25 protein-coding genes and 1 tRNA gene are annotated in these 21,376 nt (G+C 44.0%); 14 read left to right on the forward strand and 12 right to left on the reverse strand.

Annotated features, from left to right (window positions below; all coding sequences use genetic code 11):
• The first annotated feature begins 151 nt into the window (after positions 1-151).
• Both M3234_RS06165 and M3234_RS06170 read left to right on the forward strand, forming a co-directional pair.
• Complete coding sequence (locus M3234_RS06165; protein ID WP_262303863.1) at positions 152-655, forward strand: YbaK/EbsC family protein; 504 nt, start codon at positions 152-154, stop codon at positions 653-655.
• A gap of 165 nt (positions 656-820) precedes the next feature.
• Positions 821-961 carry a YrzI family small protein gene (locus tag M3234_RS06170; RefSeq protein WP_262303864.1) on the forward strand — a complete coding sequence of 47 codons (141 nt, stop codon included), beginning with the start codon at positions 821-823 and terminating at the stop codon, positions 959-961.
• A gap of 431 nt (positions 962-1,392) precedes the next feature.
• Here M3234_RS06170 and M3234_RS06175 read toward each other — a convergent pair whose 3' ends face one another.
• Positions 1,393-1,818, reverse strand: a complete 426-nt coding sequence (locus M3234_RS06175; RefSeq protein ID WP_262303865.1) for a GNAT family N-acetyltransferase — start codon at positions 1,816-1,818, stop codon at positions 1,393-1,395.
• A gap of 97 nt (positions 1,819-1,915) precedes the next feature.
• Between M3234_RS06175 and pdxR the strand changes: the two genes are divergently transcribed.
• On the forward strand, positions 1,916-3,322 hold the full coding sequence (gene pdxR, locus M3234_RS06180) for a MocR-like pyridoxine biosynthesis transcription factor PdxR (RefSeq protein ID WP_262303866.1): 1,407 nt from the start codon (positions 1,916-1,918) through the stop codon (positions 3,320-3,322).
• A 177-nt stretch (positions 3,323-3,499) separates the two neighbouring features.
• Here the strand turns inward: pdxR and M3234_RS06185 are convergent, their stop codons facing one another.
• Together M3234_RS06185 and M3234_RS06190 are read right to left on the reverse strand one after the other, a co-directional pair.
• Complete coding sequence (locus tag M3234_RS06185) at positions 3,500-3,730, reverse strand: hypothetical protein (protein WP_262303867.1); 231 nt, start codon at positions 3,728-3,730, stop codon at positions 3,500-3,502.
• A gap of 132 nt (positions 3,731-3,862) precedes the next feature.
• Positions 3,863-4,270, reverse strand: a complete 408-nt coding sequence (locus M3234_RS06190) for a hypothetical protein (RefSeq protein ID WP_172799145.1) — start codon at positions 4,268-4,270, stop codon at positions 3,863-3,865.
• A 165-nt stretch (positions 4,271-4,435) separates the two neighbouring features.
• Here M3234_RS06190 and M3234_RS06195 point away from each other — a divergent pair, with 165 nt between their 5' ends.
• The 3 genes from M3234_RS06195 to M3234_RS06205 all read left to right on the forward strand — a co-directional run bounded on the left by M3234_RS06195 (position 4,436) and on the right by M3234_RS06205 (position 7,446).
• Positions 4,436-6,028, forward strand: a complete 1,593-nt coding sequence (locus M3234_RS06195; protein WP_262303868.1) for a long-chain-fatty-acid--CoA ligase — start codon at positions 4,436-4,438, stop codon at positions 6,026-6,028.
• A gap of 85 nt (positions 6,029-6,113) precedes the next feature.
• The gene (locus tag M3234_RS06200) at positions 6,114-6,686 is read left to right on the forward strand and encodes an acyltransferase family protein (protein WP_396953930.1); all 573 of its coding nucleotides are present in this window, start codon (positions 6,114-6,116) and stop codon (positions 6,684-6,686) included.
• A 541-nt stretch (positions 6,687-7,227) separates the two neighbouring features.
• Positions 7,228-7,446 carry a hypothetical protein gene (locus M3234_RS06205; RefSeq protein WP_262303870.1) on the forward strand — a complete coding sequence of 73 codons (219 nt, stop codon included), beginning with the start codon at positions 7,228-7,230 and terminating at the stop codon, positions 7,444-7,446.
• Between the two features lie 29 nt (positions 7,447-7,475).
• Here M3234_RS06205 and M3234_RS06210 read toward each other — a convergent pair.
• Positions 7,476-7,549, reverse strand: a tRNA-Pro gene (locus tag M3234_RS06210).
• A gap of 119 nt (positions 7,550-7,668) precedes the next feature.
• Here M3234_RS06210 and M3234_RS06215 point away from each other — a divergent pair.
• A complete protein-coding gene (locus M3234_RS06215; protein ID WP_262303871.1) occupies positions 7,669-7,917 on the forward strand; it encodes a hypothetical protein in 249 nt (82 codons plus the stop codon).
• Between the two features lie 61 nt (positions 7,918-7,978).
• Entirely contained in the window at positions 7,979-8,416 is a 438-nt protein-coding gene (locus M3234_RS06220) for a GNAT family N-acetyltransferase (protein ID WP_262303872.1), read from the forward strand.
• 13 nt (positions 8,417-8,429) lie between these two features.
• Here the strand turns inward: M3234_RS06220 and M3234_RS06225 are convergent, their stop codons facing one another.
• Positions 8,430-9,485, reverse strand: a complete 1,056-nt coding sequence (locus tag M3234_RS06225) for an ion channel (protein WP_262303873.1) — start codon at positions 9,483-9,485, stop codon at positions 8,430-8,432.
• 428 nt (positions 9,486-9,913) lie between these two features.
• Here M3234_RS06225 and M3234_RS06230 point away from each other — a divergent pair, with 428 nt between their 5' ends.
• Entirely contained in the window at positions 9,914-10,411 is a 498-nt protein-coding gene (locus M3234_RS06230) for a GNAT family N-acetyltransferase (RefSeq protein ID WP_262303874.1), read from the forward strand.
• 208 nt (positions 10,412-10,619) lie between these two features.
• Here the strand turns inward: M3234_RS06230 and M3234_RS06235 are convergent, their stop codons facing one another.
• Together M3234_RS06235 and M3234_RS06240 are read right to left on the reverse strand one after the other, a co-directional pair.
• Positions 10,620-11,237, reverse strand: a complete 618-nt coding sequence (locus M3234_RS06235) for an RraA family protein (protein WP_262303875.1) — start codon at positions 11,235-11,237, stop codon at positions 10,620-10,622.
• Positions 11,238-11,550: 313 nt separating this feature from the next.
• Positions 11,551-12,228, reverse strand: coding sequence for an SOS response-associated peptidase (locus M3234_RS06240; RefSeq protein WP_262303876.1), 678 nt, complete (start codon positions 12,226-12,228; stop codon positions 11,551-11,553).
• Positions 12,229-12,291: 63 nt separating this feature from the next.
• Here M3234_RS06240 and M3234_RS06245 point away from each other — a divergent pair, with 63 nt between their 5' ends.
• Complete coding sequence (locus M3234_RS06245) at positions 12,292-13,071, forward strand: arylamine N-acetyltransferase family protein (protein ID WP_262303877.1); 780 nt, start codon at positions 12,292-12,294, stop codon at positions 13,069-13,071.
• A gap of 32 nt (positions 13,072-13,103) precedes the next feature.
• On the opposite strand, the gene treR is transcribed toward M3234_RS06245, so the two are convergent.
• From treR to treP, 3 genes are all read right to left on the reverse strand, one after another.
• Positions 13,104-13,817 (reverse strand): trehalose operon repressor, encoded by a 714-nt coding sequence (treR, locus tag M3234_RS06250; RefSeq protein ID WP_262303878.1) that lies wholly within the window; start codon positions 13,815-13,817, stop codon positions 13,104-13,106.
• Positions 13,814-15,496, reverse strand: coding sequence for an alpha,alpha-phosphotrehalase (treC, locus tag M3234_RS06255; RefSeq protein WP_262303879.1), 1,683 nt, complete (start codon positions 15,494-15,496; stop codon positions 13,814-13,816). The genes treR and treC overlap by 4 nt, the downstream gene beginning before the upstream one ends.
• A 61-nt stretch (positions 15,497-15,557) precedes the next feature.
• Positions 15,558-16,982 carry a PTS system trehalose-specific EIIBC component gene (gene treP / locus M3234_RS06260; protein ID WP_262303880.1) on the reverse strand — a complete coding sequence of 475 codons (1,425 nt, stop codon included), beginning with the start codon at positions 16,980-16,982 and terminating at the stop codon, positions 15,558-15,560.
• A 438-nt stretch (positions 16,983-17,420) separates the two neighbouring features.
• Between treP and M3234_RS06265 the strand changes: the two genes are divergently transcribed.
• From M3234_RS06265 to M3234_RS06275, 3 genes are read left to right on the forward strand one after another with little or no spacing between them, the layout of a single operon-like run.
• Complete coding sequence (locus M3234_RS06265) at positions 17,421-18,026, forward strand: vacuolar protein sorting-associated protein 54 (protein ID WP_262303881.1); 606 nt, start codon at positions 17,421-17,423, stop codon at positions 18,024-18,026.
• An 18-nt stretch (positions 18,027-18,044) separates the two neighbouring features.
• Positions 18,045-18,596 carry a GNAT family N-acetyltransferase gene (locus M3234_RS06270; RefSeq protein ID WP_262303882.1) on the forward strand — a complete coding sequence of 184 codons (552 nt, stop codon included), beginning with the start codon at positions 18,045-18,047 and terminating at the stop codon, positions 18,594-18,596.
• A gap of 39 nt (positions 18,597-18,635) precedes the next feature.
• A complete protein-coding gene (locus M3234_RS06275; protein WP_262303883.1) occupies positions 18,636-19,046 on the forward strand; it encodes a VOC family protein in 411 nt (136 codons plus the stop codon).
• Between the two features lie 62 nt (positions 19,047-19,108).
• On the opposite strand, the gene M3234_RS06280 is transcribed toward M3234_RS06275, so the two are convergent.
• Positions 19,109-19,501, reverse strand: a complete 393-nt coding sequence (locus M3234_RS06280; RefSeq protein WP_262303884.1) for a thiol-disulfide oxidoreductase DCC family protein — start codon at positions 19,499-19,501, stop codon at positions 19,109-19,111.
• A 147-nt stretch (positions 19,502-19,648) separates the two neighbouring features.
• On the opposite strand from M3234_RS06280, the gene M3234_RS06285 reads away from it, so the two are divergent.
• A complete protein-coding gene (locus M3234_RS06285) occupies positions 19,649-20,020 on the forward strand; it encodes a DUF2500 domain-containing protein (RefSeq protein WP_262303885.1) in 372 nt (123 codons plus the stop codon).
• Between the two features lie 144 nt (positions 20,021-20,164).
• On the opposite strand, the gene M3234_RS06290 is transcribed toward M3234_RS06285, so the two are convergent.
• A complete protein-coding gene (locus M3234_RS06290; protein ID WP_262303886.1) occupies positions 20,165-21,265 on the reverse strand; it encodes a DUF4236 domain-containing protein in 1,101 nt (366 codons plus the stop codon).
• Between the last annotated feature and the right edge of the window lie 111 nt (positions 21,266-21,376).

Below are 21,376 nucleotides of genomic sequence, written 5' to 3' on the forward strand. Positions count from 1 at the left end.
TCATTTAGCACTAGGGAAATGCATCATATGGTGTCAGGCACCCATATGATGAGCGCTTTAATCATTAAAAGAACTAAAGCGTTTTGGTTGTTTAATTGTGGGAATATTGTTACTATACTCTTTAAAGTCGAAAAAGGAAGGATGGAAAGAGATGTCAATTGAAAGCGTTAGAGCGCATTTTAAACAGTGGGATCGGGAACAGGATATCATGGAGTTTGAGGTTTCGAGTGCTACGGTTGAACTAGCAGCCGCGGCAATTGGCGTCGAACCAGCCCGAATAGCCAAAACTTTGTCCTTCAGGGGCGAAGGAGATACTGCAATATTGGTAGTAGCTGCCGGTGATGCCAAAATTGACAACAAGAAATTCCGGCATTCCTTTGGATTGAAAGCGCGGATGCTGACACCTGATGAGGTGCTCGAGCAAACCGGACATGCCATTGGCGGGGTTTGCCCGTTTGGGTTAAAAAACAAACTGGACGTATATCTAGATGTGTCGATGAAGCGGTTTGATACCCTATTCCCAGCATGTGGAAGCACCAATTCCGCGATTGAATTAACATGTGAGGAAATTGCGCTTTATTCCTTTGCAAAGGACTGGGTCGATGTTTGTAAGGGCTGGGCAGATGAAGAAGAACTGAAGGAAAACGCAGGGTGATGCGCAACCCGATACATAGTTAAAGCAATCGTCGAATATTGGCGGTTGCTTTTTGTTTTGTCAGTCTTAAGTTGTAGCCAATCTCATCCCTATTCTCGATTTCATCTCATCGGAGTCCTCCTATAATAAAGGTAAATAGAGGAAATTCTTAAGGAGGGGTTCGCGATGACCTTAAATATACTGTTTTTTACGATTGAAATCAGGAAAAGGGAAAAAAGTTTGGCGGCTGCACTTCATGATGAACAAGTTGTGAAGCTTTATGAGGAAAACAAGGACCGGCAAATTTCTGTGCATCATTTTTTATAAGAGTTAACGGCTGTTTATAGTTTATAAATTGATGAATGAAGGACATTTTTCAGGTTTTGGCTGTGAAAAGTGTCCTTCATCGGGATTATGAAAGACATTTTGGAGTTAGATGGTGTGGAAATTGTCTTTCATCGGGTTTATGAAAGACAATATGGAGGTAGTTGCAGTGGAAAATGTCCTTCATTGGGCTTATGAAAGACGCTTTTTAGTTTACAGTAGTTGAAAATGTCTTTCATAAATTTTCTAAAAGACACTTTCCTTGTTTTTTAATAAATTTTGTCTAATAGATGCGTTCTAAAAGACACTTTTCCATTAAACTAGTCCAAATTGTCTAATAGAGCTCGTCTAAAAGACAATTTACACATCCACCCCGCTGTAATTGTCTATTAAAAGGAAAAAGCAGGAAGCGATTTCCTGCTTTTTGAAAAATGTCATGAGAATCTTTTTAGAAAAACATAGCTAACCTTATCGTAGTCCATTTTCTCTTGATAAAACCGATGAGCACCCACCCGCTGCAATCCCGAGGAAAGGGAAATTGACTCATACCCGTTCTCCTTCCCCCAAGCTTCGACGTAGGCCAGCAGGGCAGCTCCATACCCATTCGAACGATTTTCGGCATCTGTCACCAAATCGCAAACCCAGACATGTCGGCCGTTGTATAGATTAATCGCCGGTTGATAGCCAATTACAGCCCGAACCTGATTGTCTTCATACAGAGCAGCCATTTGATAGTCTTCTTTTTCGACCGCTTCCTCCATCAATTCTAGAAAACTTTCTTCATTGAGGTGAGTCCTCAGTTGTTTCATGACCGGGAAAGCCTCCAGCCACTCTTGTTTCGTTTTTAATTGTTTAATCATTTTCGATTCCTCCTTTACCACTATTTTTGCAGGATGCTGGTATAATCAAAAGTATCAGATTAAGAGTTTTTAATGGTACCAGAAGGAGGGAGCCAGCATGTTCGAAATTACGCCAATTTTTAAAAATGAAACTGGCATGCCTTTGTATTTGCAGCTTGTACAATACATAAAAGTAGAGATTCTTAACGGAAGAATCCATCCCAAGGAAAAATTGCCTTCCAAGCGAAAATTGTCTAAACATCTAGGGATAAGCCTTAATACGATACAGGCGGCCTATGACCAGCTTGCGGCGGAGGGCTATGTCGAAAGTAAACCGCGTTTAGGATTGTTCGTGGCGGAGATTGATGAGGAGCTGTTGCCAAAGCAGGCGTTGCCCCCTGAAACAACTGGCAGTGAACTGGAACCATCTTCAGTCCGAATTGATTTTAATTCCGGCAAGGTGGACTTGGAGCATTTTCCTTATTCTGTTTGGCGGAAGCTGACGGTACAGTCACTCTATCAGGATCAAGGGGAGATTTTTGATATTGGCCATCCACAAGGTGAGGGCCAACTGCGTAATGAAATTGCCCAGTACCTTTTTCAGTCACGAGGGGTAAGATGTACGGCCGACCAAATCGTGATCGGGGCGGGAACTCAGGTGTTGATGGGGTTGCTATGTTTGATTTTAGGAAAAGAGCATGTCTTTGCAGTCGAAAATCCGGGGTTCCACCGGACGCGAATCGTGTTGCAGGATTTCGGGGCGGCGACCATTCCTATTTCAATGGATGAAGAGGGGGTGGATGTGAGTCTTCTGAAGCAGACGAATGCAAGTGTGGCCTATGTGACGCCGTCACACCAATTCCCGTACGGCATGGTTATGCCCGTCTCCCGAAGGATGGAGCTGTTAAGATGGGCCGAGGAAATCGGGGGCTTCATTATTGAGGATGATTATGACGGGGAATACCGCTATAAGGGGCGGCCGATTCCATCGCTTCAGGGCCTTGATTCGAGTGGCAGGGTTGTTTATTTGGGGACTTTTTCAAAAGCCTTGATTCCGTCGATTCGCATCAGCTTTATGGTTTTGCCACCTGCACTGTTGGACAGGTACCTTGGGCATTTTACAGTGTATAAACAAACGGTTTCCCGGCTGCACCAGGACACTCTGTTTCGTTTTATGAAGGAGGGGCACTGGCAAAGCCATTTGAATAAAATGCGGACACTTTATCGGAGAAAGCAGGTCAGTTTGCTCACGGCCATTCGCCTCTATATGGGCGAGCATGTTGGGGTGATCGGGGAGAAATCCGGTTTGCATATTGTTTTGAAGGTTCGGTGCGGCATGACGGAGGCGGAACTTGTGGAATCGGCGCTGTCAGTCGGGGTCAAGGTGTATCCGTTGTCGGTGTATTTTGATGGGCCGCGTGTTGGGGGAGATGCAATGGTGGTCCTTGGTTTTGGCGGGTTGACAGAAGCAGAGATTAATGAGGGGATCCGGATTTTGGCTGAGACCTGGGGGATTTCACAATAGGGTTGGTGACACTTTTGGTTTTTATAGATTCGAAACTGTCGCCAATGAACCCCATTGACGACAGTTATTAACATTCATGACCAAAAATCGTCGTCAATATGGAAATTTCTATCAAAATACAAATCAAAAAACGCCCGGAAAAACCCCCAGGCGTCAAATTACCATTTTTACCCTAACTTACTCACAACAAATAGACGGGTGGTCTTCCTTGGCATTCGGGGCGGTTACCCACTCGGACGGAATACCTTCGACCGTAATTTTTTCCACTTTGACATCAGGTGCAACCGGCGTAAACGCTGATAATGCTTCCAGCCCTTGTCTGGCGGCCTCAAGATTGAATTCCTGCGTTTGGTTTGTTAATGAGGCTTTTAACATTTGTTTTACCATTATACTTTCTTGACTTGGCATGTTGGAACCTCCTTATTGATGTGATACGCATAAGTACTTCTAGAAGCTTCTCGATATTTCCTCTATTAAAAATAAAAAAGAACCCGATTACTACGGGTTCAGATGGCCTTTGCAATGGCTGTCCGCTAAGCGTTACCTTGGCGTCAACGGCTTCACCGAAATGGCCGGGGAGAGGGTGGTCACGATACAGCCCTCCAGCTGCTCCGGCCCCAGCAATTTCAGGTCAAGCGCGGCCTTGATTTTTGTATCGTCCGGTTTTTTCACGACCTGAATCAAGTCGTTCAGCTGCAACTCTTCTAATCTCTTGACCGTTTCCGCCTCATTGTACCGCTCGGTTTTCCGGACCTGGCGCTGCAGCTTGTAGCCGCTGATGGTAATTTCCCCTTTACGGTCTGTCCCTACCAGGTTATTAAAATATGTTTGAAAAACTTCCTTTAATTCATTCATTTCAAGCTCAATTTCTTTTTTCTTCTTGTTCAGTTCGTAATACTTGACCAACATCTCTCCTGTTATCAAGGATTCATTACTTTTTAGCAACATCCTCGCCTCCCTGAGAACGTATATTCTATTTTATGAAATTTTCCGAAAAATAGTACCTGCCAAGACCGATTTATTTTTTGACAAAATTTTTCTATATATTTAAAAAATGGTATGATAGAATAATTTTAGTTAGAAAATTCGAAATATTAATTAGGGGGGATTGAAATGAATGTACCTTTAGTACTGCCGCAATTTTTGGACCGGGCCGTATCGTTGTATGGGGACAAGCAGGGCGTCTACTGTGATGGACGCAGCTTTACATACGCTGAGTTGAATGCTCGGGTAAACCAATTTTCGCATGGTTTGAGAGACTTAGGTGTAGAAGCGGGCGACCGTGTTGCCTTCCTGGCACCAAATACCGTTGAGATGCTTGAAGGCTTCTACGGGGTGTTTCAACTTGGCGCAATTATGGTGCCGCTCAACATCCGGTTAAAGCCCGAGGATTATTTGTTTATTTTGAACCATAGCGAATCGAAGGTACTTTTTGTGGACCAGGACCTGTATCATCTGATTATGCCGATCAAATCAGACCTCACCACGGTGGAGCACATTATTGTCCATTATAAGGAACCGGGAACAAACGAAACCAATTACGACCATTGGATCGCTCGCTATCCAGGGACAGCATTTGACCGTGCCGAGCTGGATGAAGATGACGTATGCAGCCTTCTTTATACGAGCGGCACCACTGGGAACCCAAAAGGTGTCATGCTTACACACCGCAACAATTATTTGCATGCGTTAAGTACGATGCACCATTTACGCGTCAGTGACCGTGATGTTTACCTGCATGTTCTGCCGATGTTCCATGTAAACGGCTGGGGTTCGCCGTTTTACTATACGGCGAACGGCGCAAAGCATGTTTGTTTACGGAAAGCTTCGCCGGAGTCGATTTTTCAAGCCATTGTCGAACAGAAGGTAACGGTGCTCCATATGGCCCCGACCGTGTTGAATGCACTCCTGCAGTATTATGAAAAAAATCTCCCTGAAATTGAGCAGCCAGTGCGGGTTGTAATTGCAGGTTCGGCACCGCCGCCGGCATTTGTTACCCGGGTTGAAAAAGAGCTTGGCTGGGAGTTCGTTCAGGTTTACGGGATGACGGAATCCTCGCCATTAAGCCTTGTCTCAACCATCCGTTCGGAACTGGATATTCTCTCACCTGCAGAAAAAGCGCGGATTAAAGCAAAGGCAGGCTACCCGATGATTGGTGCTGATGTGAAGGTGATCAATGAGCACGGGGAAGAGGTCACCCATGATGGCAAGGAAATCGGGGAGGTCGTGACAAGGAGCCACGGCGTTATGCTCGGATATTGGAAAAATCCAGAAGCAACCATGGAGGCCATCCGAGATGGCTGGCTCCACACCGGGGATATGGGGACGGTTGATGCCAATGGGTATATCGACATTGTTGACCGGAAGAAGGATATTATCATTAGCGGCGGGGAAAACATTTCTTCCATTGAGGTTGAAGGGGCGCTGTATGAACACCCTGCCGTGTTGGAGGCAGCGGTTATTGCCGTTCCTCATGAGAAATGGGGCGAAACACCGCACGCCTATGTCGTTTTAAGGGAAGGCCATAAGGTGAGCGAAGCCGACATCATTGCTTTTTCACGTGAAAAACTGGCCCATTTCAAGGCGGTAACGAGCGTTACGTTCGTGGACGAACTGCCAAAAACCGCATCCGGAAAAATTCAAAAGGTCCACCTGCGCGACGAATATTGGCGCGCCAAAGGCAATACGGGCCGATTTGTAAACTAATAAGTGCCGTCATGGGAAACCATGGCGGCTGTTTTGTGGAAATTTCAAAAAATTTAACGAGGTTTGCAGCAGGCCATCCGTTTTTATTGCCCTTTTCCTTGTATTAGTAGTAACGGAAGCTCTTCCAGCACCAGGGGGGCAAAATCCGTTTTTCTTCTTTGTCATTTTCATCATGGGCTTCATTACATCTAGCCAGCCTAGCTATCAGAAAATGTTTAACCGGGTTCGTGGCATGGGGCTTGTTGTCCTGATTGTTACGGTCCCGCTGTGGGTTTTCTTGTTGACAAAGGATTTTCAAGGAGCCGGTTTCCTTCTGACCGTTTTAAGAACGTTTAATCTCTGGTTAACGCTCATGGTGCTTCTAGGCTATGGCAATAAATTATTAAATTTCAAACATAAAGCCATCCCTTATATGAATGAGGCGGCCTTCCCGGTATATATCATTCATCAAAGCGTGCTGGTGGTAATCGGGTATTTTTTCTTAAAATTAAACCTTGGCAACATCCCGACGTTTTTGATCATCATGGTGTTAACCTTCGTCATTTCGCTACTTATATATGAATTTATCATTAAGCGACTTGCGATTTTATGCTGGGCATTCGGTGTAAAGGTGAAGTCGACTCAGGGACAGAAAACCAATATTGAAATAAATCGGTGAATATCGCGGGTTTATATTGGGCGAGTTGAAAGAAAAGCTGGGTGCCGGTCACTATGTGAGCTTTATAGTGCCCGAGCGGCAGAAAAATAAAGGAAGCCGGTAACTATAGGAGCTTCATAGTGCCCGTGCGGCGAAAAAATGAAGGGAGTCGGTAACTCTAGATATAGAGGCTTCCTAATTTCCATCTGGCAGATAATACTGAAATATCGGGAACATAAACGAACAAGAAAGGGGCAACCACTAATATTAATCTCTATGAAAAAAGAAGTTTTCGAATCGATGGATGTTACAGCGCTTGGAGCGGCATGTTTCGATCCATTTATCCCATCCATTCGCGGAAAAGATATCAAGGTCAAAGAAGAACTGTATCAGAAGTTGACCACGGGGCAGAAAGCATTGTTCATGTTAAGGCCTTTTATAACCATGCAAATAAGTCGCTGGCGGAATTTTTTGGTGGAGCGCTTATTATTATGCCCAACCTAAATCCTGGTCGGAAATCAAAAATGGTCTGAAGTACTTCGAGGCGGAAGATTTTTACAGGTTGATTCAGCAAATAGAAAATGTGTTAGTGGCTTGGGAGTTTCCAACAAGTTTAGAGGAATTTGCGGTATCCTATAATGACATCGAAAAGGATCCAGAGCTATTGTCCGCCATTGAGCCGCTGAATAACCTTTTTATCGAGATTTCGCCAGCAACATTAAGGATTATTGGCGGAAAAATTAGGTCCAATCCAAACGAATTTATCCAATTTGCAGAATAAAAAAGAGCCACAGTTGGCTCTTTTTTCGATCGGAAAGACAGGAATTGAACCTGCGACCCCTTGCACCCCATGCAAGTGCTCTACCAAGCTGAGCTACTTCCCGAGGATAGTTTCTTACTTCAAATTATATAAAAATTCCCATTTTCAATCAACCTAAATTTTGTATATAAAAGTCCGAATTGGACCATTATTATTGTGACAATGAACAGAAGGATGATGGTTTTGACCAAGCAAGAGGCATATTCCCTTATGGTTTTGATTGAAAAAGTATACCCGTTGTTTACCTTAACAAATGAAATCGTCGACTATTGGTTCCGATCCTGCGGGGAACTGGATTATGAGACTACACGAGCAAGCATTCAAGACCACATCAGACGAAGTCCATATCCGCCGTCGTTTTTGGAAATTAGCGCGTTATGTAAAAACGTAACTCCATTTAGCGGGATGGATCATTATGTTTTAAGAAAATAAAAAGGAAATGGGGACATAATTGGAGAATATTATTCAGATGGAAAAAAGGGGAGGCGGAAATATGCATATTAAAAAAGCAACGATCCATGAATTAGAAGCCGTAACAGAACTATTTGATTTATACCGGCAATTTTATGAACAGCCGAGCGATTTAGCAGCGGCAAGAGAGTTTTTGCTGGCAAGAATGAGGAAGAACGAATCTGTCATTTTTATCGCCTATGATGGGGAGGAGGCGGCGGGCTTCGTCCAGTTATACCCTTCGTTTTCATCGGTCAGCATGAAGCGTTCGTGGGTGTTAAATGATTTGTATGTAAAAAAACAAGCCCGCGGCAAAGGCGTTGGTGAGAAATTAATTGCGAAGGCGGCTGAAATGGCGGGAGAAACCGGGGCAAAGGGATTGTTCCTAGAGACTGCCAGCGACAATCTTCCGGCTCAGAGGCTTTATGAAAAAATAGGTTTTACAAAAGAAACGAATTATTTTTACTACTTGTCCGTATAAATGGGATGCTTTTTCAAGCATCCTTTTCCATTTCAGGGTTTAGCTCTTTAATGGTTTCCTTATCACAAATGACAAATAACTGGGCATCGGGCGGTATCGGCTGGTCGAGCTTTTGGTTGATGTGGAGGTCGCCGCGGTCGGCTACCAAGGTGGCTCCTTTATCTAACAAATCCATGAACGCATCCCGATACGTTTTCCATTCCGGCTGTTTCGGAATTTCGTACATTGTTTCCCGATGCTGCGTACTCATCAATTCCGAATAGATGTTGGTGACCCCATGGGAAAACAGTGACCTTACCGCTGCATGAGAAATCATCTCCTGTGTTGGAATGAACTCATCAACCTTCACATGCTTAAACAATTGAATATGTTCTTGGTTAATCACCTCAGCAGTGACGTGAATTTCTTTTTTTAATTTTTCCTCAAGTGTCGTGATGGCGGTAGCGATTAGCAGGGTTTTGCCATCAACGAGGAGCGGGTCGCGATTGGCGTAGTTATCCTGGGTGATTTGGTCCGCAAAAATAATCACCCCTTTTGCTTTTGGCAGATTGGCATTATATAAAGTTTCTTCTTCCGTGGCATTGCCGCGCACATAATAGAGGCGCTCTTCCATCATCGGGGCTTTTTCCAAATCGTCGATGATGACGATATCCATTTTCTTGTCAGATTTAAAAATTTCGCGAATCGCCAATTTGGATTTCGCACTCCAGCCAATTAAGATGATGTGGTCCTTACCCGTATATTTCATTTTTCCTCCAACCTTCATCCGGTCAATCAAATAGACGGATTTAATCATTTTTCCAATAGAAACACTAATCAGTGCGATTCCTGTAATGTACAGGAAGATGGTATAAATCTTTCCATGATCCGTAACCGGGGCGTAATCCCCGAATCCGACTGTTGCCAGGGTGGTTAAAACCCAATAAATTGAAGTAATGTATGATTCAAAGGTTTGTGGTTCAATAAGATAGATTCCGAGTCCGGCCAATAAAATGTACAACAGCACGAACGGAACGAAAATCTTATCCCGAAGTTTAATCAAGTGATAGAGCAGCTTTTTTGCTTTCATTCCCAATGCCATCATCCCTGTATTACGTCATTCATATTCATATATTTCCCAACCTTCGCCAAAAAAGTATGACTGCTGAAAAGTATGTTTCTTTTCCTTCAAGCATAAAAAGTTCTAAGAGTATGATGCCGACCGTTCCAATTTACCTAATTTTCCTATTTCAATTTGGCAGGATCATGACCAATGTATCTCTAAAATCCAATATTTTATTAACATTGGCTGTGATCGTTTTTAGTACATTAGTATTTCTAGAAATGGCTCTGATTGAAAATTGGTAGCTGAGCTTGGCAGCGGACCTGAAAATCCAGCTTCCATGGTGTGGCTTACTGCCAATAAAATGTAAGCAGGAGAGCTTTTAAATTTGGCTCCTTTTTTCCATTTTTTGATAAAATATGAAAAGAATTTATATTTGCCAGGGGGAAATGAAAATGGGGGAGCCATCTACTTCAACTGAAACTGTAGTGCTAGATTTTTTTAATGAAAAATATAGAAGCTATTTAGAGGATTACTATTTATCAGAAGATCAGGTGAAGTTTACCGCGCACCCATTGGATGCCCTGCTTGCCTGTAAAAAGGATCCAACCAGATTTCCGGTTGTTATTTTTTATAATGACTTGCCGGCTGGCTTTTTTGTCTTGCATGGCTGGGAGGGTGTGAAGGAATACTGGGATAATCGGGCCGCGATTCTGTTGCGGGGATATTCAGTGAATACTGCTTTTCAGGGAAGGGGAATTGCCCAGAAGTCAATGGCGCTCTTGCCCGAGTTTGTAAAACAGCATTTTCCGGACCGGAATGAAATCATCCTATCGGTTAATCACGGGAATGCTTTGGCGCAGCATGTATACAAGAAATCCGGATTTGTCGATAAAGGAGTTCGGACTATGGGGTCTAAAGGAGAGTTGCATATTTATCATATGCTTTTATAATATTTTCGGCTTTTTAAAAAGAAAGGAAACATCATGAATTTCTTGTTTGAGCTCATTGTCGAATTTATAATTGAGGTTGTATTTCACGGAATCATCCGGTTTTTTGCAGGAATATTTAAGTTCTTTCGTAAAATGGTTCGGAAGGTTTCGAAGCTTTTCCGGTCAGGAATATAAACCCCCCCATCCACAGCGGAAAGGGGGGTTCGTTTTATTTTCCTAAAAGATGATCCAAATGCTTAAAAATTGCGTCCTGGTTTCCGGAAATCTTTGCTTCTCTTTCTTGATCCTTTGTTAATTTTTCCAAGGCTTTTGCCAGAACCTCTTGTTCGCTGGACTGTGGAATGACAACGACCCCATCCGCATCACCAACGATGATGTCGCCAGGGTGAATCGGCATTCCCCCGCAGGAAATTGGGACATTGATTTCGCCCACACCGGCTTTACCGCTGGCCGCCACAGTGGTTCCCTTGCTAAAAACAGGGAAATCTAACTCTTTTATTCCCACGATATCGCGAATGACGCCATCTACCACCAAACCGCCGATTCCTATTGTCTGCATCATGCCCACGACAAAGTCACCGGCAATGGCCCGGTATTGGTTGCCTTTTGCATCGACTACCAAAATATCTCCCGATTTGGCGTTGCGGATCGCTTTAAGAACAGCTAGGTTGTCTCCAACAGGAATCTTGACTGTGAAAGCCCGGCCGGCAAGCTTGTAATCTTCCTTAAGCGGTTTGATAGATGGGTCTAGGTTGTTAAGTCCATCCATTGCGTCAGAAATGCAGGTAGTCGGCAGTTTTTTAAACTCTTGCACATGGTTGTCCATAAAAATACACCTTCTTTGGTCATTTTCTTTATTATACTACTATTCTGAAAAGTTGAGGAAATATTAAAAAAGGCCGCCAACAACCATTGTTGGAGCCTCTTATAAAACATGTATTTTAAAACCATATTCGCCTGACCAACCACTTCTGTACCAAAAAAAGAAAAGTGGCCAGTTGCCACTTTTTAGAAGGAAAAACTTATGGGTTAGTACATCCTATGCCGGAAGGTGGACGTGCATGTAGGCGACTTGTCCTGTGGCTGAAAAAAATTTTACGTCCATGTGAGCAACTTGTCCTGGTCTGAAAAAATGGACGTCAGCAGATCTCTTGAATCAGTTCAATCGAATTATTTTTCGGTGAGTTAACCAAAGGAGATACTTGATAGGCTTCCATCAGATTATGATCAAGCGGGACAAGGAATCGTGCCATTTCCTTGGGGTCGTTGATCGCCGGGTTCAACCATGTTTTTTCATCCTCTGGCTTTAAGATTACCGGCATCCGATCGTGAATTTCCGTCATCAGTTCGTTTGGTGTTGTCGTGATAACCGAGCAGGAAAATACCGATTTTCCCTCTGGCGATTTCCATTGCTCCCAAATTCCCGCCATGGCAAACAAGTCTTCATACTTTAATTTAATCCGCATCGGTGTTTTCGTTTTATCGTTATGCCGCTTCCATTCGTAAAAGCTGTCGGCGATGATTAAGCAGCGCTTTTTTTGAAAAGCCTTGCGGAAGCTTGGTTTTTCGGCAATTGTTTCGGCACGGGCGTTAATCATTTTATAGCCAATGGATGGATCCTTTGCCCAAGGGGGAATCAGGCCCCATTTGAGAAAACCCATCCGGTTCGCTTTCCCGTCGTTAATAATTGCTAATACAGACTGTGATGGGGCAATATTGTAACTGGGTGCATAGTTTTCTTCATCTAAAAACGCTTGAATATCAAAACGGTCAAGAATTTGGTCAATCGACGCGGTTAAGGTAAAACGGCCGCACATCGTGCATCACCTCGTTAAATAGTTATGTCCATTTTAGCAAAAAACAGAAAGGGAGTGAAAAGGATGACTTCGATAGACCAATTATTTAGGGAGCGAATCGATTTCCCGGAGCACGAACGGATTACATTTGAAAAATTGGATGAGGTTTTAGAGCGAATCGCGTTTACGATCCCGTTTGAAAATATTTGCGTCATGAACAAAAGCTTCAACGATATTTCGAGAGAGAATGTTGTTGAAAAAATTTTAACCCAGGGGGAAGGCGGGGTATGCTATGAACTAAATACGATCTTGTATTACTTTTTGCTCGAGAACGGTTTCGACGTGAAGATGGTAGGCGGGGTGGTTTTTAATAGCAAGACCCAGGACTGGAGCGAGACGGGAAGAACGCATGTTTTGAATCTGGTGAAGCATGAAGGCATGCAATATTTGGTTGACTCCGGTTTCGGCGGGAATATTCCGTTAAAGCCGGTTCCGCTAAACGGGCAGACTGTTACTTCCAGCAACGGGGACTTTCGTGTTAAGGAAGAGGGGACAGAGCATGGCGACTTTGTCATGGAGATGAAGCTGAAGCACCGCCATGACGATTGGGCAACCGGCTATGCGTTTGACTCCACAACAACGATTACAGACGTTGAATTGAATGAAATTCAAAAAATTATTGTCGAAAGCCCGGCGTCCGGGTTTAATAAGGGTTATCTCGCAACCCGGCTTACCAGCAACGGCAGTTTAGTGTTATCGGAAACTTCGTTCACGCAGCGGATTGACGACAGAGAAGTGAAGGAGGAAATTGACCGGGCCCGGTTCAAGGAGTTGGCGAAGGAGCATTTCGGGCTGAAAATATAGATAAAGGAGACCTCGCCATGAGATCTCCTTTTTTAGTGCGTCCGCCTCGCAAAGTCGACAAACCGGAACTTATCAGGGCGGTGCCGCGATTCGGTATATTGGAACAGGCTGGCGTCATCCAAATAGACATGGTTTTTGATGACGACGATGTTATGGAAGCCATCGAGGTCGAGGAGGTCGCGGTCCTCCTCGTTCGGCTCCTCGACGACAATTTCCTTTTTGGCAAAGCTGATGGTTAAGTTCAGCTCGTTCTCCAAGTATGCATAAATGGAATCCGCGCAAACTTCTTCGGTTAGTTCCGGAACAAATTTTTTCGCCAAAAAATCGCGGTCCAAGATGATTTTTTCACCGCCGATTTCCCGGGTGCGAATGACCTTCCAGACTTGGTCCTTACCGGAGAGCTGCAGCTGCTGGCGGATATAGGCGTCAGGCTTCAGCAACGAGAGCTCATTGACAATCGTTTTCGATTTCTTTTCCATTTTTTGCGCCAGCTCTTTAAAGCTGGTCAGCCCGGAAATCGGAAAATCTAATTTGGACAGGTCAATCACGATGGAGCCCTTGCCTCTAACCTTTTGGATATAACCATTTTGCGCGAGTAAATTGAGCGCTTTGCGGATCGTTTCCCTCGAGGTGTTGAATTGTTCAGTTAGTTCATGCTCGGAGGGAAGCAGCGTTCCCGGCGAAATTTCCCCATGTTTGATTTGCTCGACAATATGGTTATAAATGGTTAGATATTTGTTTGTCATTGGTATCCCCGTTTACTTTTTAAATAATAGACAACCGACTCATACGGCCGCAGATGGATTCTTCGGTCAAGCAGGGCGGTGTCCTGATAATTAGAGAGTAACACTTCACTTGTAAAATCAGCAAGGTTTAATTGAGCTGGGAGGTTCACTGTTTTTTCCTTGCCGTAAAAATTGTTCATCACCAGCAACTTTTCCGACCCATGGTTCCTAACATATGCAAAAATCTCATCATCATTTTCCAACAGTTGCTCAAAATCGCCTTCGACGATCACTTCGTACTGCTTCCGCAACTGTATCAGCTTCTGATAGTGATAGAAGATCGAGTTGTGATCGTTCAACGTGTTTTCTGCATTTATTTCAGTGTAGTTCTGTGCAACATCAATCCATGGTGTTCCGCTGGTAAACCCGGCATTGTGCGTGGCATTCCATTGAACCGGTGTTCGGGAATTATCCCGTGATTTTTGTTTTAAAATCTCCAGAACTTCCTGTTCATCCATGCCTTTGTTTTTCAAAATTTGGAACATGTTCAAGGATTCCACATCACGATATTGGTCAATCGAGTCAAACTTCGGATTGGTCATGCCAAATTCCTCACCTTGGTAAACGTACGGGGTGCCCTGCATCATATGGAGAGCAGTGGCCAGCATTTTCGCCGATTCTTTATGATAGCGGCCGTCATCGCCAAATCGTGACACGGCACGGGGCTGGTCGTGGTTGCACCAGAACAGGGCATTCCAGCCGCCGCCTTTGTTCATTTCCACCTGCCAGTCGGAAAGTATCTTTTTCAAGGCATGGAAGTCGAAGTCGGCCTTTGTCCACTTGTCGCCGTTCGGGTAATCAACCTTTAGATGATGGAAGCTGAACACCATATTTAATTCTTTACGTTCTGGTTTCGTGTATTGGATGCAGTGGTCGATGGACGTGGACGACATTTCACCGACCGTGATTAAATCATATTTTGAAAAAACTTGCTCGTTCATTTCATGTAAAAACTCGTGGATTCTTGGTCCATCGGTATAAAATCTGCGGCCATCGGTATCGTCTTCAGGGAAATGCTGGTTTTTCGAAATTAGGTTGATGACGTCGAGACGGAATCCATCGACGCCTTTTTTTAGCCAAAAATGCATCATCTCGTATAAGGCTTTGCGCACCTTTTCGTTTTCCCAGTTCAGGTCAGCTTGGGTGACATCGAAGAGATGGAGGTAATATTGGCCGGTCGTTTCGTCGAATTCCCAGGCCGAACCGCCAAATTTGGACTGCCAGTTATTCGGCGGCTGCCCCTCTTTGCCGTCCTTCCATATATAGAAGTCACGGTACGGGTTATCCTTCGACGATTTTGCCTGCTGAAACCACTCATGTTCTGTTGAGGTATGATTTATGACGATATCCATCATGATTTTCAAGCCGCGCTTGTGGGCTTCGGAAAGGAGCTGTTCAAAGTCTTCCATTGTTCCGTATTCTTCGTAAATCTTATAGTAATCGCTGATATCATAGCCATTGTCGCGCTGCGGCGATTGGTAGATAGGGGTGAGCCAGAGGACATCTACTCCTAATTTATTTAAATAGTCCAGTTTTTCAATAATCCCTTGAAGATCGCCGGTTCCGTTTCCAGTTGTATCTTTGAAACTTTTTGGATAGATTTGATAGACTGTGGCGTTTTTCCACCAAGCTGTTGACATTTGATACACCTTCCTCGTTCTTTAATATGGAAAAGGAGGGATGCATCTCCCTCCTTCCTGATTATTTTTTAAAGGCAAATTTCTTCATGCCTGTTTTGGCAAAAATGAAAGTTAAGATAAATGGTACGACGATGGCCACAACCATTGCGACTGCAAACATGCCCATATGCTTCGCCTGGATAGACAGGATGCCAGGGAGACCGCCGACACCGATGGAGTTGGCCATAACATCAGTTCCAACTGAGATGACGGCTGCCGCCATTGAACCAAGCATCGCAGCCAGGAATGGGAAGCCGTATTTCAGGTTAATACCGAACATAGCAGGCTCAGTTACTCCAAGATAACAAGAAATAGCCGCTGGAATTGATACTTGTTTTTCTTCTTCATTTTTCCGGTTAATATAAATCATCGCAAGCACGGCAGAGCCTTGAGCGATATTGGACAACGCAATCATTGGCCAAAGGTTGGTGCCCCCAAGTTCGCTCATCAACTGAAGGTCGATGGCATTTGTCATGTGGTGCAAACCAGTGATGACAAGCGGTGCATAAGCAAAACCAAAGATTGCTGCAAACAGCCAGCCAAATGCAGAAGTTAAGCTTGAATACACGACATCGGAGATCCATGAGCCAATTGTCCAGCCGATAGGACCCAAAATAGTATGGGCAATCAAGACAGTCGGGATTAATGCGAAGAAGGGAACGACAATCATGGAAATCGCATTTGGCACGATTTTACGCAATCTATTTTCCAAGAAGGCTAATAATAGCCCTGCCAAAATGGCTGGAATAACTTGAGCCTGGTAACCAATCATTTCAATTTGAGCGAATCCGAAATCCCAAACTGGAATTTCCTTTGCTCCAGCTACGCCATATGCATTCAACAACTGTGGCGAAACAAGGGTAATACCTAGAACGATCCCAAGAATTTGCGACGCGCCCATTTTTTTTGCAACTGACCAGGTGATACCAACTGGAAGGAAGTGGAATACCGCCTCGCCAATCAGCCAAAGAAACGCGTGAACACCGGCCCAAAACTGGGATACTTCGATAATCGTTTTTGTTCCGTCTTCCATTAATTTAATATCGCCAATGACGTTTCTGAAACCAAGAATTAAACCTCCGACTACAAGCGCCGGAATGAGCGGTGTGAAGATATCGGCAAGATGCCCCATCACACGCTGCAGCCAGTTCATGTTTTGCTTTGCCGCAACCTTTGCGTCATCTTTGGTTGTTCCTTCCACACCGGCATGTTTTGTGAATTCGTTATAAAAACTGGCCACTTCATTTCCGATAATGACTTGGAATTGCCCGGCTTGGGTAAAAGTGCCTTTTACCAGTTTAATGGACTCAATTTCTTTAATATCGGCATTGCCAGGATCTTTTAAGACAAAACGCATTCTCGTTGCACAATGGGTAACGGCTGCGATGTTGTCTTTTCCGCCAATGTGTTCCAGCAGTTCTTTTGCCGGTTCAGTGTACTTTGACATATTGTATTTCCCCCCGTGTTCAGGTTTTGAAGACCTGATTTTCTCGTTTATTTTTCAAATCATTACATGCCTAATATACAGGTAGTGTTTGCGGTTTCATTTCATTTTATATCTAACCTGTATATACAAGTTTTGATTACGGTTTCATTCTAACTTGTATATACATGTTTGTCAATCAGGAGATTTTAGATTTATTGTTTTAAGGCTAATATTATTTTTGTGTGACATTTTTCACTTTATTGCTTTAAAGTGTTGTGTGAAAATTACGAAAATGATAGAATGAAATTGTTTAAATTCTTCTGAGTTTAGACCTCCTAATTTGAGAGCTTAGCAGGCAGCTAAATTCTCGCTTGGGCCTTCGACAATAGTCGAAGGCTCTTTTTTTATTGTTTTTTAATTGGTATAATTTGGTACAGGTAGTGATAAGGGGGAAATGGGATGGGATGGGCTGAATTTCGCAGCATTCGAAACGATTACAATGACCATTTTAAGGAAATTGATGAGAAACTGCTTCAACTTCTTCATGAACGAAAAAAACTGGCGAACGGAAAAAGATTTTTTCCGTCTTCTGAACAAATGGAAAAATGGGCTGAACAGTATGAAATAGAGATGCCGCAAGTAAGCTGGTTCTTTCACAGTGTTAACGAGGGTCCGCATTCCTATGTACCGGAAGGACCCGGGGAACTGTTAAATGTTATTCCAATCATGAAAAAAACAACTGTGGGAGATTTTCAGTATTTAATTTCGCACGCCATGCAGCATCAAAATGGCAGTATTATTACAGTTGAAATTGAGCAGCTTGATAGAGAAAAGAATCTTGGTATGATTCGGTCGCATCTGATCTTAGAAGTAGCAGGGAGTGTAGATTACCAAGTGCACAGGCACGGTGTCCACGGCAGAGATGGCCAGACCCAGATTGAGTTTCTGGTCACGCGAAGGTTGCCGGATCAACTCGATGGGGTTGCTTTTGCCTTAATGCCCTACGCGATGCCAATGGAAGAACGGCCAAAGGAAGTCATTTTGGACAAGGAAGTTTATTTTTAGAAGGAAGGTTGCTGTCTGTTGCAAGTCAAGACTGTTGACTCATGGAACGAGGAACTGTGTAAACAGGTTTCCCGCATTTACGAGCAGGCTTTTGCCGGAAAGGGTGCCAAGCCAGAGAAAATTCTCCGAAACATGTTTCGGAAAAAGCTTTGCTTTTTGCATGTCGGCTTTATTGAAGACGAGGTAGTCGCCATGGCGATTACAGGTGAGTTGAAAGGAATCGAAGCGCTGTTGATAGATTATCTGGCGGTGGATGAAGGATTTCAACACCGGGGGATTGGCCTGCAAATGGTTGAAATGATAAAGGACTGGTGCCTATCGGATGGAAGATTTAATGGCATGGTCATAGAAACCGAAGCCGATATGACTCCCGACAATCTGGCGCGTATCCAATTTTGGAAAAAGTGCGGTTTTACCATAACCGATTATGTCCATCATTATATTTGGGTCCCGGAAACGTACCGGGCAATGTTTGTAAAATTGGTGTCTGACTCCGTGCTTCCGGACAATGGGGAGCAGGTATTTCGGTTTATTGGCATGTTTCATAAGGCTTCCTACCAGGGGGCATAAAATTAGTCAAATACATAAATGATATGGAGTGGTTTTAGAATGCGAGGACAAATTACACCTTACTTGATGTTTGATGGCAATGCCAAAGAGGCGCTGGAATTTTATCGGGATGTATTCGGCGGGGAAATTTCCAATTTGAAAACCTACGGGGAGGCAGATTATCCAACTCCGCCGGAAGCGAATGACCGGATTATCCATGCCCAGTTTAGAAAGGGCGATTTGTTGATTATGGTGTCGGATGCTTTTCCAGGCAGCAAGGTCGTCGTCGGAAATAATATCTCTTTAACTCTGGACTTTGAAAGTGAAGAGGAGATTCAGACAATCTATGATGCTCTTTCTGAAAAAGGATCAGTCCACATGGAGTTGCAGGATACCTTCTGGGGAGCCAAATATGCTAAGGTCAAGGATGCATTTGGCGTGATTTGGGATTTAAACTATCAAAAATCTTAAAAAACAGGTACGAGGCTGGTCAAAAAAGCCAGCCTCTTTTAATGATGTCTATCCGATCCTTCTTAGTCTAAAAACCTTTTTCGCCATTCCGGCAATGGAAGCATACAGCTTTCTTTTTTGCCGAACCACTTATATCGATTATTAGCGATGAACTTATATACGACATCACGAATAGGGCGGGGTATGATGAGGAAGGCAGCGAACAGTTTCCATCCACCCGTCAGCCCCTTGCACACTTTTAACGCCGCCGTTGACTCAAGATAAACCTTCTCGTTTTCTATTAAAACAAAGCTGTTAATATCCGGATTTAACCGGAATTTTTGAATCATCTTTTGTCCAGCCTCACCCTGCAAGGAAGCAAACCCAAACTGGCCTTTAGGATCCCTTTTTAAAATAAATTGCACACTACTGTTGCAAAGATTACAAACTCCGTCAAATAAAATGATCCGCTCCATTTCCACCACCAACCTAAATATCCACTATTTATGTATGGTTTAAGCTTACCATACACTTCAAAATATCCCAATATTACAAATTATGATTGCACGATGGTGAATCTAATCGTTATAGTGGAAATAGATACATAGAAGGGGGAACACCACATGGGGGTTGAGTCAGGATTTGATCTATTTAGTATTATCCCAACGATTGTCCCAATCTTTTTTATCATTGTTATCGGTCTTATTCTATTTTCATTTGCCAGGGGTATTAAGGAGTGGAGCAATAATAACAATCAGCCAAAATTAAACGTGGATGCATTGGTTGTTTCCAAACGAACTCAAGTCCGGGGCGGGGCAGGGGATGCACCATCCAGCACGAGGTACTTTGTCACGTTCCAGTTTGAAAGCGGAGACAGGACGGAATTCCGGGTGAGCGGGGCAGAATATGGGCAATTGGCTGAAGGCGACAAAGGCGAACTCGTTTTCCAGGGCACCCGTTATCATGGCTTCACCCGCATCCAAACTGGCGCATAGCCAAACAGCTAGGAACAACAAAAATTGGAAAGAGAAACCTGGTTTTGAGGTTTCTCTTTTTTGTGTTGTGTCCGCCGTAGGCGGACAATTGTCCACGTTCGGTGCCTGACACCAATAGTCACTCAACCACCATTAATAACACCATTAACTTATTACAGTACCCACATCCTCAAACCCCTGCGTCTTTTTGAATTTCATTTTGTGCGGGAAGTTGGCCAAGGCATCAGATGGGTCCAGGTTAGTAAAATTTAGTCGGTTCAGGGTGATTCGGTCATATTTAACGGAAAGAATAGTTATGGTTTCCGCGTATCCTGTTGCTGGATTAAGCCGTTCTTCAAAAGCATGGACGTAGACATAGTTGATGGGCAGCAGGGCGAGCATGTCCCGCGCGATTCGGAGCGCACAGCTGCACACATAATCCTGATAAATATCATAATAGGCAGTTTTCGTTAACGCTTTCTCTGACAACTTGCCGGTTTTCGTCAATGACAACGCTTTTTCAGGGATCACGTTTCCTGCATTGACATCAAATGAGACATGGATTTCGTTCGGGTTGTCTGTGCCAAACTCAAAGCCGCTGCCGAATTCCACCAGATCATCAAGTGGTGCGAATTCTTCAATCACTTCAAAATATGTATCGATATCGCGGTTAAGCATCCGACCGGCTACATCGTGCATCCTCTGCCAGGCCGCTATTAACTCAGCATCAACCACTTTTGCCTTTTCAACGTCCTCGTAAAGCTTCTGTTTTTTCGACTCATCCCGGTTAAACAGCCGGTCCATTAAGCCGGGTTGGTAGGCCTGGAGCTGCTGGCGTGCCGCCGATGTATTCGGACCCTCCTGACCGGCAAGAAATGGAGGTTCACGGTGGAACACTTCCTGCCAGTTGATCGGATCGTCACACTCGTGATGGATGGAGCGAATCTGCTCCAAGCGATTCTCATACAGCTCCACCTGTAATCTGGCGTACTCCAATTCCTGAAGCTTTTGCTGTTCCCGCTGCATCCGGGCCAACTCATTATTTCTTTGATATGCTGGTGTCATATACGATTTTTTGCCTGACCCGGATGTAGTCGAATAGGAAAGCCCGGAGCCGGGAATCCCGACCGTTGTGGTTTTCCTGCCGCTGCTATTGATGGAATACCGCAAACCTGGTCCACCAAAACTGACGCCAACCCCTTTTTTGCCGACATTCATCCTGACCCCCGGCGCAATTTTAAAGCTCTTTCGAAACCGTATCCCCATTTTTAAAATCCCCCCTAAGAAGATGATCTTTATTAAAATTATGGCACTAGAGTTGATGATTTTCAATTTACTCCCGGGAATAGCTTCAATATTTCGGAGAAAAATGTTACT

Source organism: Neobacillus niacini, from assembly GCF_023715785.1.
GTDB lineage: Bacteria > Bacillota > Bacilli > Bacillales > Cytobacillaceae > Neobacillus > Neobacillus niacini_E.

Bases quoted from the DNA above. Each gene is read 5' to 3' on its own strand.
- treC (WP_262303879.1), bottom strand. From the start codon at position 15,496: ATGTCAACAGCTTGGTGGAAAAACGCCACAGTCTATCAAATCTATCCA.
- M3234_RS06225 (WP_262303873.1), bottom strand. From the start codon at position 9,485: ATGAAAGCAAAAAAGCTGCTCTATCACTTGATTAAACTTCGGGATAAG.
- M3234_RS06290 (WP_262303886.1), bottom strand. From the start codon at position 21,265: ATGGGGATACGGTTTCGAAAGAGCTTTAAAATTGCGCCGGGGGTCAGG.
- pdxR (WP_262303866.1), top strand. From the start codon at position 1,916: ATGTTCGAAATTACGCCAATTTTTAAAAATGAAACTGGCATGCCTTTG.
- M3234_RS06190 (WP_172799145.1), bottom strand. From the start codon at position 4,270: ATGTTGCTAAAAAGTAATGAATCCTTGATAACAGGAGAGATGTTGGTC.
- M3234_RS06230 (WP_262303874.1), top strand. From the start codon at position 9,914: ATGGGGGAGCCATCTACTTCAACTGAAACTGTAGTGCTAGATTTTTTT.
- M3234_RS06195 (WP_262303868.1), top strand. From the start codon at position 4,436: ATGAATGTACCTTTAGTACTGCCGCAATTTTTGGACCGGGCCGTATCG.
- M3234_RS06220 (WP_262303872.1), top strand. From the start codon at position 7,979: ATGCATATTAAAAAAGCAACGATCCATGAATTAGAAGCCGTAACAGAA.
- M3234_RS06170 (WP_262303864.1), top strand. From the start codon at position 821: ATGACCTTAAATATACTGTTTTTTACGATTGAAATCAGGAAAAGGGAA.
- M3234_RS06175 (WP_262303865.1), bottom strand. From the start codon at position 1,818: ATGATTAAACAATTAAAAACGAAACAAGAGTGGCTGGAGGCTTTCCCG.
- M3234_RS06265 (WP_262303881.1), top strand. From the start codon at position 17,421: ATGGGATGGGCTGAATTTCGCAGCATTCGAAACGATTACAATGACCAT.
- M3234_RS06240 (WP_262303876.1), bottom strand. From the start codon at position 12,228: ATGTGCGGCCGTTTTACCTTAACCGCGTCGATTGACCAAATTCTTGAC.
- M3234_RS06285 (WP_262303885.1), top strand. From the start codon at position 19,649: ATGGGGGTTGAGTCAGGATTTGATCTATTTAGTATTATCCCAACGATT.
- M3234_RS06280 (WP_262303884.1), bottom strand. From the start codon at position 19,501: ATGGAGCGGATCATTTTATTTGACGGAGTTTGTAATCTTTGCAACAGT.
- treR (WP_262303878.1), bottom strand. From the start codon at position 13,817: ATGACAAACAAATATCTAACCATTTATAACCATATTGTCGAGCAAATC.
- M3234_RS06275 (WP_262303883.1), top strand. From the start codon at position 18,636: ATGCGAGGACAAATTACACCTTACTTGATGTTTGATGGCAATGCCAAA.
- M3234_RS06235 (WP_262303875.1), bottom strand. From the start codon at position 11,237: ATGGACAACCATGTGCAAGAGTTTAAAAAACTGCCGACTACCTGCATT.
- treP (WP_262303880.1), bottom strand. From the start codon at position 16,982: ATGTCAAAGTACACTGAACCGGCAAAAGAACTGCTGGAACACATTGGC.
- M3234_RS06165 (WP_262303863.1), top strand. From the start codon at position 152: ATGTCAATTGAAAGCGTTAGAGCGCATTTTAAACAGTGGGATCGGGAA.
- M3234_RS06185 (WP_262303867.1), bottom strand. From the start codon at position 3,730: ATGCCAAGTCAAGAAAGTATAATGGTAAAACAAATGTTAAAAGCCTCA.
- M3234_RS06245 (WP_262303877.1), top strand. From the start codon at position 12,292: ATGACTTCGATAGACCAATTATTTAGGGAGCGAATCGATTTCCCGGAG.